Below are 13,837 nucleotides of genomic sequence, written 5' to 3'. Positions count from 1 at the left end.
CTTTAAAAAGTAACTGATTTTCTTTAATTTATATTTATTTTTTTGCTTTTTGCTCTTGCAATTCTTTCATTAATTTAGTATATTTGTTATATTAAAAGTTTTCAGTCATTTTAAGGGAGAAATGACCTTTTAAATTTTTTTATCTTAAAATGAAAGCGCTTTATAAACAGGAGGTAAGGTGGCTTACAAATTATCAGAGAGTTTTTTCATTAAATCAAGTTGCAACCAAGTCAGACTTGGGCTTGGGCAGTAGCTGACTGCCTTTCTAAAAACTAGGAGTATATTATGAATCGATACCTTTTTGAAAAAGGGCAAACATTTAGCATTCGGAAGTTGACTGTAGGTGTGGCATCTGTTATCGTCGGACTGGCATTTTTTGCTTCTGGAACTGTGCGTGCAGACGAAACGTCTCCTACCACGATATCCAATTTAGATCAGCAAATGAAACAAGTCGCAGATATAGAAGAGACCAAGGTTGAACCAGTCAAAGAAGAAGGCCGTGTAGAAGCTGAAAAACAAGAAACACCTATTGCCGATACCAACAGTGCTGACTTGCTCCCTGAAGACATTCAGGACCGCGCCTATCCCGACACACCTGTCAAAGAACTCGATACGACTACTATCGTTGACCAGAAAACTAGTCCAAAAGTAGAAACTAAGAGCATTCTAAAGGACAAGGAAGAAGCTCCAAAAGAAGCTGAGAACGGAAACCGTGCCATCATTAACGGTGGACAAGACCTCAAACACATCAACTACGAGGGACAACCTGCTACTGCTGCTACTATGGTTTACAGCACTTACAATGCAGGGGAGCAGCGCTACCTCGTTTCAGGATCTGGTATCTTTGTTGCACCTAACCTGATCCTTACCGTTGCTCATAACTTCCTAGAGGCCAATAAAGAAACTGGCGAAGGTCATATTCGTGGTGGAAAATCTGCCCAGTTCTACTATAACGTTGGTTCAAACAGCGAAAAGAAAAATTCACTTCCATCTTCTGGAACGACGGTTTTATTCAGAGAAAAAGATATCCATTTCTGGAACAAGAAGGAGTTTGGAAAAGGCTATAAAAACGACCTTGCTCTTGTAGAAGCTCCTATTCCTCTTCCGATTGCTAGTCCAAACAAAGCAGCAACTTTTGCACCTTTAGCGGAGCACAAGACGCATCAGCCGGGAGAAGCCATCAGTACGATTGGCTACCCAACTGACTCGAGCTCAAAAGAATTGAAACAGCCTATCCTAGCCGGTCAGCTTTACAAGGCAGATGGGACCATCCGATCTGTTGAGTCCTATGATGATAAGGGAACAACCGGTATTACCTATAAAACCACTTCTGTATCTGGTTTGTCTGGTGGCGGGATTGTCGATAGTCAAGGAAAAGTTCTGGGTGTCCATCAACACGGAACCGTTGACAATGGTGTCGCTGAAAAGGATCGCTTTGGTGGCGGACTCGTCCTTTCACCTGAACAACTGAAATGGGTGAAGGACATGATTGCCAAGTATGGTGTGAAAGGCTGGTACCAAGGAGATAACGGAAATCGTTACTACTTTACCGATGAAGGACGTATGCTTCGAAATGAGAAAGCTGTTATCGGAAGCAACGAATATTCCTTCAACCAAGATGGTATTGCTACCTTGACCAAGGGAGTTGAATACGGTCGTGTGGTTATCCAACACGAAGACGAAGAAGGAAATCCTGTCAAAGATAATGACACCTTTATCGAACAGACAGCTGTTGATTCGCCATTTGACTATAATTTCAAAAAAGAAATCGAGAAAACGGACTTCTATCAGAAGAATAAAGACAAATACGAAATTGTATCCATTGATGGCGTAGCAGTTAATAAACAACTAAAGGATGCTTGGGCTGAAGATCACAATGTTGTCAGCAAAGCGCCTGCCGGTACACGTGTCATCAAGGTAGTCTATAAAGTTAACAAAGGCTCCTTCAAAGTTTACTACCGTCAAAAAGGAACCACTACTGAACTAGCGGAAGCGACAATTGATAACAATGACGGCCAAGAGTATGACGTTTCCTTTGTCAACACCTTCCATGCAAAAGACATTGCTGGCTATCGTCCAGTAAAAGCTAGCTTGGAAGCAACTATCCAGCAAAAAGGGGTGAATGAAGTCGTCTTTGAATACGAGCCAATCGCTGATACAGCCAATCCAACAACTCCGACTCCTCCAGCCGCTCATCCAGAAGATAAAGAAACTGAGATTGGCAATCATGGACCTCTTCCAAGCAAGGCTCAACTTGATTACCACAAAGAAGAATTGGCAGCCTTCATTCACTACGGAATGAACACTTATACCAATTCTGAATGGGGAAATGGGAAAGAAGACCCCCGATACTTCAATCCAACCAACTTGGATACTGACCAATGGATTCGCACCCTGAAGGAAACTGGCTTCAAACGAACCATTATGGTTGTTAAGCACCACGACGGATTCGTTGCTTATCCATCTAAGTACACCAACCATACCGTAGCTGCTAGCCCATGGAAAGATGGAAAGGGTGACCTTCTCGAAGAAGTTTCCAAGTCTGCTAGCAAGTACGACATGAATATGGGTGTTTACTTGTCACCATGGGATGCCAACCATCCAAAATACCATGTCGCAACCGAAAAAGAATACAACCAATACTATCTCAACCAACTGAAAGAAATCCTTGGAAATCCGAAATACGGAAATAAAGGGAAATTCATCGAAGTTTGGATGGACGGTGCGCGTGGTAGCGGTGCCCAAAAAGTAACCTATACCTTTGATGAATGGTTCAAATACATCAAAGAAGCTGAAGGAGATATCGCCATCTTCTCTGCTCAACCGACAAGCGTTCGCTGGATCGGAAATGAACGTGGTATTGCAGGCGACCCTGTTTGGCATAAAGTCAAGAGAGCCAACATCACAGATGATGTGAAAAACGAATACCTCAACCATGGCGACCCTGACGGTGATATGTACTCTGTAGGGGAAGCCGATGTTTCGATCCGTTCTGGCTGGTTCTACCATGACAATCAACAGCCGAAATCACTCAAAGAGTTGATGGATATCTACTTCAAGTCTGTTGGTCGTGGAACCCCTCTCCTTCTCAACATTCCACCAAACAAAGAAGGAAAATTCGCAGATGCGGATGTGACTCGCTTGAAGGAATTCAAAGCAACCCTAGACCAAATGTATGCGACTGACTTTGCCAAAGGGGCAACTGTAACAGCAAGTTCTACTCGTCAGAACCACCTCTACAAGGAAAGTCACCTGACTGACGGTAAAGATGATACTAGTTGGGCGCTCTCAAATGATGCCACAACTGGTAGTTTCACAGTCGATTTAGGACAAAAGAGACGCTTTGACGTTGTCGAACTTAAGGAAGACATTGCCAAAGGTCAACGTATCTCTGGTTTCAAGATTGAAGTCGAAATCAACGGACGTTGGGTTCCATATGGGGAAGGTTCAACCGTGGGTTACCGTCGCTTGATTCAAGGACAACCTGTAGAGGCACAAAAAATTCGTGTGACCATCACAGGAGCTCAAGCAACCCCAATCTTGACCAACTTCTCAGTCTACAAGACACCAAGCAGCATTGAAAAGACAGATGGTTACCCTCTTGGACTTGAATACCACTCAAATACAACAGCGGATACAGCCGGTACAACTTGGTACAATGAATCTGAAGGTGTTCGTGGCACTTCTATGTGGACCAATCAAAAAGATGCCAAAGTAAGCTATACCTTCACAGGAACCAAGGCCTATGTCGTCTCTACAGTCGACCCAGGTCATGGAGAAATGTCCGTCTACGTTGATGGCCAAAAAGTTGCGGATGTGCAAACTAAGAACGCTAGCCGTAAACGTAGCCAAAAAGTCTTTGAGACAGGTGATTTAGCACCTGGCCAACATACCATTACCCTTGTTAATAAAACAGGTGAACCAATTGCTACAGAAGGGATCTACACCCTAAACAATGATAGTAAAGGGATGTTTGAACTTGAGTCTACCAACTACGAAGTCGAAAAAGGAAAACCAGTCACTGTTAAGATTAAACGTGTTGGTGGAAGCAAGGGGGCTGCTACTGTTCGCTTCATCACAGAACCTGGAACTGGGGTTCACGGTAAAGTTTACCAAGATACAACTCAAGATGTGACCTTTAAAGATGGAGAAACAGAAAAGACTGTGACCATCCCAACGATTGACTTTACAGAACAAGCCGACTCTGTATTTGACTTCAAAGCCAAGCTCACTTCTGTCACTGATGGTGCCCTGCTCGGTTTTGCTACCGATGCAACTATCCAAGTGATGAAAGCTGAATTGCTGACCAAGGATCAAACAAGTTATGATGACCAAGCTAGTCAGTTGGATTACAGTCCTGGCTGGCACCATGAAACCAATTCGGCAGATAAATACCAAAAGACGGAGTCTTGGGCTTCCTTTGGTCGCTTAACTGACGAGCAAAAGAAAAAGACAACCGTAACAGCCTACTTCTACGGTACTGGACTTGATATCAAGGGCTATGTTGATCCAAATCATGGTATCTACAAAGTCTTCCTAGATGGCAAAGAAGTTCCTTACCAAGAGGGTATGGGAAATGCTTCAACTATTGAGGGCAAGAAATACTTTAGCGGTCATGCAGCCCAACGCCAAGGCAATCAAACTCTGGTTAGCCTAAAAGGTCTGGACGAAAACTTGCACGCAGTCACTCTTCAACTCGATCCTGATCGAAACGATTTGTCTCGAAATATCGGTATTCAGGTAGACCAATTTATCACTCGTGGCGAAGGCAGTGAACTCTACAGCAAGGCAGATATCATCCAGTCTATCTCAAAATGGAAGGATGATTTGTCCAACTTTGACCCAGCAGGCTTGAAAAATACGGCTACTGCACGCCAAGCTTTCCAAGCAAATCTAGAAAAATTGAGAAACCAACTCAGTACTGATGCAGTAGATGTTCAAGAAGTCATGTTGACGGTCAGTGCCCTACAAGATATCCTATCCAAGGATGAGAACTATCAAAGAGGCCAAGAGGAACCTAGCCCAGAGCAACCTAGCCCAGAGCAACCGGAACAGCCAGAAGAACCTGAGAAACCTGACCAGCCTGAGCAACCAGCTGAACCAAAACAACCGGAAATTGAGTATGATAAGGCTATGGACAGCTTGACAAAAGCTATCGAGAAAAAAGTCGGTGAGCTTGGTTCTAACAATGAAGCTAAGAAGAAATTGTTAGAAATTGCTGACCAAGCCATTGCTGCAATCCAAGAAGCTAAAACTCAGGAAGCAGTCAATCAAGCGCTAGAAACTGCTCTCGAACAAATCAGCAAGCTCCAAGCAGCTCAGCCTGAAAAACCGGCGCAACCGGAAAAACCGGCTCAGCCTGAAAAGCCAACTCAACCTGAGAAACCAGTTCAACCTGAGAAACCAGTTCAACCTGAACAACCCGCTCAACCGGAAAAACCGGCGCAACCGGAAAAACCGGCTCAGCCCGAAAAACCAACTCAACCGGAAACTCCGACTCAACCAGAAACTCCAGCGCAACCTGAGAAACCAATTACTTCTTCAAGTCCTGAGGAAGGGGTTAAAGACCTTGTCTTTACACTTCCAAGCTTGGAAATCGTCAATAAGGTCGTACCGTTCAAGACGATTCGTCGCGAAAACCCACAATTAGACAAAGGAAAAGTGCAAGTTCTATCAGAAGGAAAAGACGGTCTCTTAGTCGAGTATGTTGAAGTGGACGGTGACAATCGCAAGGTTCTCCAAACAGAAGCAACTCCAGCTCAAGATCGAGTGATTGAGGTAGGTAGCAAACAAAGCTCAGTTGGTACAGAAGCGCCACCAGTTGTGACTCTTCCTGAGTATGTTCTACCAAGAGAGACTGAAAAACCTGCTCCAGCCGTAACAGATAATTCATCAGCAAAAGATGAAAAAGCTCCTCTTACAGCTACAGTCAAAGAAGACAAGGAAAGACTACTCCCTGCAACTGGGGAACAAGAAGCAACTGCCTTCCTCTTCTTGGCAGCTATTACTTCTATCTTGTCTCTCCTCATCTTCCAAAAGAATTTCAAAGACTAATAACCCTCTTTGATTGGTTCTTTCTAATTATTCAGCTCCCCCGTTGAGAAGACCATTTGGTCTTCTCTTTTTCTATATGTAAAATTAAAAAACATCCACAATGAACAGCACCCCAAAAGTTAGACAGAAAAAATCTAACTTTTGGGGCGCTGTTCACTTATTTTAATCCGTTAGTTCCACACAGAAAGCATCCCATGGCTCTAAGGTTTGTTTTTCAACTGTTTCTTGAGTCACAGTGTTTTCAATCAAGATTGACTTAACTCTTCCTTCTACTGAAAAGTTTTGTTTTTCATTGGACAAGTTAGCCACAACTAAGAAACGACGGTCTCTATCTTTACGAATATAGGCAAAGACCTTATCAGCTGTATCAAGCAATTCAAAGTCAGCTCGAATCAGCCAGCTGTTCTCCTTACGGATTTGAACGAGTTTTTGATAAGTATAGAAAATAGATTCTGGATTTGCCAGTGCTTCTTGAACGTTGATTTCTTCATAGTTTGGATTAACTGCCAACCAAGATTGACCTGTTGAGAAACCAGCATTTTTGCTTTCATCCCATTGCATCGGAGTACGTGCATTATCACGACCAATGACACGGATGCTGTCCATGATTTCTTCAATCGGAACGCCTTTTTCTAGAGCTTCACGCGCATAGTTGAGGGATTCAATATCTTCTACTTGGTCCAGTGTTTCAAACGGATAGTTGGTCATCCCAATCTCTTCACCCTGGTAGATATAAGGAGTCCCCCTCATAAGATGAAGCAAGATCGCAAAGGCTTTGGCAGATTTCTCACGGTATTCTTGGTCATTTCCCCAGATAGAGACGATACGAGGGAGATCATGGTTGTTCCAGAAGAGGGAATTCCAGCCGTCTTCAACTCCTAACTCAGTCTGCCATTTGTTGAAGATTTCTTTTAATTTCCCTACATTTAACTCTTTTTGGTAGTGCCACTTAGGTTGCCCTTCCTGATACTGAAGACAGATGTGTTCAAACTGGAAGACCATAGACAATTCTTGTCCCTTTGGATCAGAGTAGAGCTTAGCAATCTCTGGCGTTGCTCCCCATGTTTCCCCTACTGTCAAGAGATCTTTGTCACCAAAGGACGCCTGATTCATTTCCTTTAGATAGGGATGCAGCATGGGACCGTTATTGACTACTTTCTCATCAGGAATTTTTCCAATCATGTCAATAACATCCATACGGAAACCACCAATACCTTTATCAATCCAGAAGTTCATCATCTCATAAATTTTCTGGCGCAGTTTTTCATTCTCCCAGTTGAGATCGGGCTGTTTCTTACTGAAAAAGTGGAGATAGTATTGACCTGACTTTTCATCGTATTCCCAAGCTGAACCGCTAAAGATAGACTCCAAATCATTGGGCTCATCTCGCCAGATATAGTAGTCACGTTCAGGGCTGTCAGGATTTTCACAGGCCTCGACAAACCAAGCATGATCATCCGAGGTATGATTGACCACCAAGTCCATGATAATTCGAATGCCACGCTTCTTAGCTTCTGCAATGAGTTGGTCCATGTCCTCCATAGTCCCAAAAATAGTTGCAATCGCTTGATAATCAGCAATATCATAACCATTATCATCCATAGGACTGTCATAAACGGGAGAAAGCCAAATTGCTGTGATTCCTAGCTTGACTAGATAGTCTAACTTACTAGTAATTCCTGGCAAATCACCAATCCCATCTCCGTTGCTGTCCATAAAACTCTTGGGATAGACTTGATAGACTACGGCATTATGCCACCATTTTTCTTGCATCTGTTTACCTCATTATTTTAATAATCTATAGTCTATGATAGCGCTTTTTAAAACTTTGTGCAAGCGTTTGCCTAATCTTTTTGATTTCTTTTCGACTCCATAGTTTCCTATCTTCCAATTTTTTATTATAATAGAGGTCAGAGGTAAAAAAATGAAAAAACAAGCTTTTAGTTCTGAACAATATTTGAATCTACAACGCGACCACATTTTGGAGCGCATCAACCAATTTGACGGCAAGCTCTATTTGGAGTTTGGTGGCAAAATGTTAGAAGATTTCCACGCTGCTCGTGTCCTTCCTGGTTATGAACCTGACAATAAAATCAAGCTCTTGCAAGAATTGAAAGAGCAGGTTGAAGTTGTGATCGCCATTAATGCCAGCAACATCGAGCATTCTAAAGCGCGTGGTGACTTGGGCATTTCTTATGACCAAGAAGTTCTTCGCTTGATTGACAAATTCAATGAGCTGGGAATTTTTGTTGGCTCCGTTGTCATTACACAGTACGCTGGCCAACCCGCTGCAGATGCCTTCCGCAACCAGTTAGATAAAAACGGGATTGATTCTTATCTCCATTATCCAATTAAAGGATACCCGACTGATATGGACCACATCATTTCTCCAGAAGGTATGGGGAAAAACGACTACATCAAAACCAGTCGCAACTTGATTGTCGTAACCGCTCCTGGACCTGGTTCTGGAAAATTGGCCACTTGTATGTCCAATATGTACCACGACCAAATCAACGGTATCAAGTCTGGCTACGCTAAGTTTGAAACCTTCCCAGTCTGGAATCTGCCCCTTCATCACCCTGTCAACTTGGCCTACGAGGCTGCTACAGCAGACCTTGACGATGTCAATATGATTGACCCCTTCCATCTCCAAACTTATGGAGAAACAACGGTCAATTACAACCGTGATATCGAAATTTTCCCAGTGCTTAAACGTATGTTGGAACGCATTCTCGGTGAATCTCCATACGCTTCACCAACAGACATGGGTGTCAACATGGTTGGTTTTGCTATTACTGATGATGAAGCTGCTGTCGAAGCTTCTAAACAAGAAATCATCCGTCGCTACTATCAAACAGTTCTTGATTTTAAAGCTGAAAAAGTCGGAGAAACTGCTGTCAAGAAGATTGAACTTCTCATGAACGACCTCGGCATCACACCTACAGACCGTAAGGTTGCTGTCGCTGCACGCCAAAAGGCTGAAGAAACTGGTGGCCCTGCCCTAGCTCTCGAATTGCCAAATGGGGAAATCGTAACTGGTAAAAACTCAGAACTCTTTGGCCCTACAGCTGCTGCCTTGATCAATGCCATCAAAAAATCAGCTAACATCGCTAAGGAAGTAAAACTCATCGAGCCTGAAGTCGTCAAACCAATTCAAGGTCTTAAAATCAATCACCTAGGTAGCCGCAATCCTCGCCTCCACTCAAATGAAATCCTGATTGCTCTTGCAATCACAGCTATGGAAAATCCTGACGCCGCGCGTGCCATGAAGGAACTGGGTAATCTAAAAGGTAGCGAAGCCCACTCTACCATCATCCTGACTGATGAAGATAAGAATGTCCTTCGCAAACTAGGCATCAACGTAACCTTTGATCCATACTACCAATACGACCGCTTGTATCGGAAATAATTCAAACCTCTCCTTCATCGGAGAGGTTTTCTCTCTATCTCAAGAGCACCCTTTATGATATAATGAAAGAAGAAAACTGAAAGGATTTACCATGTCAAAAGAAGTTATTGTTGAAAGTTTTGAACTTGACCACACCATTGTTAAAGCACCTTATGTTCGCTTGATCGGGGAAGAAACAGGGCCAAAGGGAGACATCATCTCCAACTTTGATATTCGCTTGGTGCAACCAAATGAAGACTCTATCCCTACCGCTGGCCTTCACACCATCGAGCACCTCTTGGCCAAACTCATCCGTACCCGCATTGACGGCATGATTGACTGTTCGCCATTTGGTTGCCGTACTGGTTTCCATATGATTATGTGGGGACGCCATACCAGCGCTGAGATTGCAACTGTTATAAAGGATTCGCTCAAGGAAATCGCGGAAACTACTACTTGGGAAGATGTCCCTGGAACAACCATCGAATCTTGCGGAAACTACAAAGACCACAGCCTCTTTTCTGCTAAAGAATGGGCGAAACTCATCCTAGAACAAGGTATTTCAGATGATGCCTTTGAACGCCATGTCATCTAAACGCAAAAGAACCAGTTACAATAACTGGTTCTTTTTTATTCTCAAAATCTTGATTTAGGCTTTCTCGCGAATGACCAAGACTCCGTCTTCCATGTCTGCTTCCAGATGTTTGGCATCTAGGTGATCCAAGTGGAAGTCCGTCACCTTATCACGGATTTGTTGTTCAACTACACGACGGAGAGGACGAACACCCATGACTTCGTCATAACCTTCTTCAGTGATAAAATCCTTAGCCGCTTGGCTGACTTCCAAATCAATATCTTTCTTAGCCAAGGTTTGGTTAACTTCAGCCAACATCAAGTCCACAATCTTAGAAAGATCTTCCTTATTCAAGTGTGAGAACTCGATAACTGCGTTAAAGCGGTTGAGGAATTCTGGACGGAAGTATGGTTTCAAGCGATCCATCAACCCCGGTTTGTCCGCATCTTCTGTCAAGTTGGCTTCATAGCCAAAGCCAGCATTTGATGTCGCGATAATGACAGTGTTCTTGAAGTTCACTGTATTTCCTTGACCATCAGTCAAACGACCGTCATCCAAGACTTGGAGGAGAAGGGTAATGACTTGAGGATCCGCCTTTTCAATCTCATCCAAGAGAATGATAGAGTAAGGATTACGACGAACTCGTTCTGTCAAGGTATTGCTATTGTCATCATACCCCACATAACCTGCTGTTGTACCAATCAATTTAGAAACAGCTGTTCGGTCACTGTATTCAGACATATCCAAACGAATAATGGCATCCTTAGTTCCAAACATATCAAGTGCCAATTGCTTAGCAAGCTCGGTCTTACCAACCCCAGTTGGACCTACAAAGAGGAAGCTACCGATGGGGCGATTGCCTTCATCAAAACCAGCACGGTTACGACGGATAGCACGAGCCACTGCTTCTACTGCCTTATCTTGGCCGATAACCTTGTGTTCCAAACGATGAGCCATATCTTTTAGGCGTTCGATATCAGATGCCCCCATTTGAGACACTGGGATACCTGTCATTCGCTCTACAGACTCAGCCACATCGTTGATGCTTGCAGTCACTTTCATGTCTTCTGTGTGGTTTTCGACTTTTTTCTCCAATTCTGCAATGCGTGTTTTAGCATTAAGAGCTGCTTCAAAATCTTCTGCCTCAACTGCTTTTTCTTGCTTGTCTTTTTCTGCCTCAATTTCTCTTTCAACAGCATGCACATCTGTTACAGGATGTTGAGCTGCCAAGTGAGCAGCCGTTACATCGACAAGGTCGATAGCCTTATCTGGCAAGCTGCGTTGTGGAATGTACTGAATCGAATAATCCACTGCTGCTTTCAAGACTTCGTCTGGCAAGATGACATTGTGGTGTTGTTGATAGAGGTCACGAATTCCTTGAAGGATTTTAAAAGTATCCTCTGCTGAAGGAGCATTGACCTTGACTTCGTTGAAACGACGAGCAAGAGCTGCATTTTTCAAGATGGTGTTACGGTATTCGTCTTGAGTTGTCGCTCCAATAACGGTCAACTCACCTCGAGAGAGAGCTGGTTTGAGAATATCCGCAAGACCTTTAGAACCACTGTCTCCACCGATTGAGCCAGCGCCAAGGATTTGGTGAATTTCGTCAAAGAAGAGGATAATATTCCCTGCTTCTTTTACTTCATTGACTAGATTTTGAACGTTTTCTTCAAAGCTACCACGGTATTGAGTACCAGCCTCAAGACCTGAGATATCAATAGAAATAATTTCCTTGTTCTTAATAGCAGCTGGAACATCTCCGTTCACAATGGCTTGCGCTAGACCTTCGACAACGGCTGTCTTACCAACACCTGCATCTCCGACCAAAACAGGATTGTTTTTGGTACGACGTGAGAGGATTTCAGATGTTTCTTGAATTTCCTTGTTTCGTCCGATAACAGGATCCAACTTACCCTCACGAGCTTCCGCTGTCAAGTTACGACCTAGTTTAGCAAGGACACCGTCTTGTTTCATACCTGAAGCGTGTTGTTGCATTTGCGCATCAGATTCTGCATTTCCTGGCAACTGACCAGTTGCACGATAATGAGCAAATTCTTCGGGTGTCACTTCTCGTCCATTTATCAAGTAGCGACGGTTTTCAGAACTGTATCCTCGCATACCACCCATCAATTGGTTAAATAAATCATCCATGTTGTTAAAGTTATTAAAGTTGTTGTTCATATTCTTTACCTCGTTTATTGTTAATTATTTGCGATCTCTGATATTGACTATCTTTGACCTTTATTTTAAAAATTTTAGACTAGCTAACTAGCTACCCTACGTATAATTTCTGGTTTTTCTTTCTTAAATAAGCCTTCTATAATCTTATTTTCAAAGTCTGTTAGATTCAACATAGGCCTCACCCCTTTCTAGGGTATCTATCGTACATTTTCAAGAAATAGAAACATTGAAAATGAAGTTTTCTAAGGAATTCATTTTCCTTATGTTTCTACTATACCACTTTGGTCAGTAAAAGTCAATAACTTTTTGACCAAATTTGACTATTTTTAAAAAAATTTTTTGAAACACAAAAAAAGCCCCTAGAAAACGAATTTTCTAGAGACTTTCTCTATCAAGTTTAAGAGAGAAGTAGAATTCTCACTTACCAAGTTTCATGTTTCTTCTACAAAAGCTTAAGCTTTACGTTTTACGAAGAATACCAATCCGCTCAATGCCAATACCACAAATCCAATTGCTGAGAAGATAGATGTTGCTTCACCTGTGTTTGGAAGTTCAGCTTTACCTTTATTCTCAGTAGCTGGAGGTGCTGGTGTTGGATCTGGTGTTGGTGCTGGATCTGGCGTTGGCGCTGGATCTGGCGTTGGCGCTGGATCTGGCGTTGGCGCTGGATCTGGCGTTGGCGCTGGATCTGGCGTTGGCGCTGGATCCGGTGTTGGCGCTGGATCTGGCGTTGGTGCTGGATTTGGTGCTGGGTTTGGATCCGGTGTTGGGTTTGGAACAGTGTATTTATTTGTAAATACAACTGCTTTACCATCTGCATATGAGACAGTCGCAGTCAAGAGACCTTGACCATCCGCAACTACAGTGACTGTTACAGTATGCTCAGTCTTATCGTATTCAATACCCTCTTCAGTACCAACTTTTTCAACCAAGGTATAAGTGTGAGTACCTGCTTCTTCGAATGAACGAACAAAGGCTACTTTACCTTCGGCAGTGTTCTTAGCTTCCGCTACAACTGCACCATTTTCTTTCAATTCGAAAGTATAAGCATCAGCCGCAAGTTCTTTACCTTCAAGTTTCTTAGTTGCTTCAATCGTAGCTTCTACTGCTGGTGCTTTAAAGCTATTCGTGAAGACACTACCTGCTGGGTATTCAACAGTTGCCTTCAAGGCATTTGTTGCTGCATCTTTGGTTACTGTTACCACTGCAGTCTTTTCTGTGTCGTAAGTAATACCAGTTGCTCCAGCATTCACTTCTTTTACAGTATAAGTATGAACACCTTCTGCATCATAGTTGATTGCATTAAATGTTACTTTTCCAGCTTGGTTTGTTTTTGTATCAAGTTTGTTTGTATCTTCATACAATTCAAATTGGAATTCACCATCAACCAAAGCACGACCAGTCAATTCTTTCGTAAACTCAAGTGTTGCTGATGTAGCTGTTGGAGCTGGTTCTTTATAAGTGTTAGTGAAGACACGTTCTGCATTCGGATTTTCTACAGTCGCAACCAATTGACCTTGACCGTTATCTGCTACAGTTACTTTAACTGTGTGAGATTCTGTTGAGTATGTCACACCTGCTTCTGTTCCTGATTTCTCAGTAATAGTGTAAGTGTGCTCGCCTGCTTCTGTGTAGTTGAC

General features: G+C 43.0%; 6 protein-coding genes. 3 read left to right on the top strand and 3 right to left on the bottom strand.

Annotated features, from left to right (window positions below):
- Positions 1-285 precede the first annotated feature (285 nt).
- Positions 286-6,054, top strand: coding sequence for an alpha-L-fucosidase (locus MK385_RS09340; RefSeq protein WP_268725923.1), 5,769 nt, complete (start codon positions 286-288; stop codon positions 6,052-6,054).
- A gap of 162 nt (positions 6,055-6,216) precedes the next feature.
- Here MK385_RS09340 and MK385_RS09335 read toward each other — a convergent pair whose 3' ends face one another.
- Complete coding sequence (locus MK385_RS09335) at positions 6,217-7,827, bottom strand: glycoside hydrolase family 13 protein (RefSeq protein ID WP_268725922.1); 1,611 nt, start codon at positions 7,825-7,827, stop codon at positions 6,217-6,219.
- Positions 7,828-7,978: 151 nt separating this feature from the next.
- On the opposite strand from MK385_RS09335, the gene MK385_RS09330 reads away from it, so the two are divergent.
- Both MK385_RS09330 and MK385_RS09325 read left to right on the top strand, forming a co-directional pair.
- A complete protein-coding gene (locus MK385_RS09330) occupies positions 7,979-9,463 on the top strand; it encodes a DUF1846 domain-containing protein (RefSeq protein ID WP_268725921.1) in 1,485 nt (494 codons plus the stop codon).
- A 91-nt stretch (positions 9,464-9,554) separates the two neighbouring features.
- Complete coding sequence (locus tag MK385_RS09325) at positions 9,555-10,037, top strand: S-ribosylhomocysteine lyase (protein ID WP_000032545.1); 483 nt, start codon at positions 9,555-9,557, stop codon at positions 10,035-10,037.
- A 54-nt stretch (positions 10,038-10,091) separates the two neighbouring features.
- Here the strand turns inward: MK385_RS09325 and MK385_RS09320 are convergent, their stop codons facing one another.
- Both MK385_RS09320 and MK385_RS09315 read right to left on the bottom strand, forming a co-directional pair.
- Positions 10,092-12,197: an ATP-dependent Clp protease ATP-binding subunit gene (locus MK385_RS09320; protein ID WP_268725920.1), complete on the bottom strand. Its 2,106-nt coding sequence runs from the start codon at positions 12,195-12,197 to the stop codon at positions 10,092-10,094.
- 452 nt (positions 12,198-12,649) lie between these two features.
- A partial coding sequence (locus tag MK385_RS09315; RefSeq protein WP_268725919.1) for a Spy0128 family protein occupies positions 12,650-13,837 on the bottom strand: 1,188 nt, incomplete at its 5' end.

This window comes from Streptococcus oralis (assembly GCF_026782125.1).
Classification (GTDB): domain Bacteria; phylum Bacillota; class Bacilli; order Lactobacillales; family Streptococcaceae; genus Streptococcus; species Streptococcus oralis_CE.
The sequence above is the reverse complement of the archived record's forward strand: the minus strand, read 5'-3'. Positions and strand labels throughout refer to the sequence as shown.

Coding starts and splice junctions, on each gene's coding strand:
- MK385_RS09340 (WP_268725923.1), top strand. CDS start 286: ATGAATCGATACCTTTTTGAAAAAGGGCAAACATTTAGCATTCGGAAG.
- MK385_RS09335 (WP_268725922.1), bottom strand. CDS start 7,827: ATGCAAGAAAAATGGTGGCATAATGCCGTAGTCTATCAAGTCTATCCC.
- MK385_RS09330 (WP_268725921.1), top strand. CDS start 7,979: ATGAAAAAACAAGCTTTTAGTTCTGAACAATATTTGAATCTACAACGC.
- MK385_RS09325 (WP_000032545.1), top strand. CDS start 9,555: ATGTCAAAAGAAGTTATTGTTGAAAGTTTTGAACTTGACCACACCATT.
- MK385_RS09320 (WP_268725920.1), bottom strand. CDS start 12,197: ATGAACAACAACTTTAATAACTTTAACAACATGGATGATTTATTTAAC.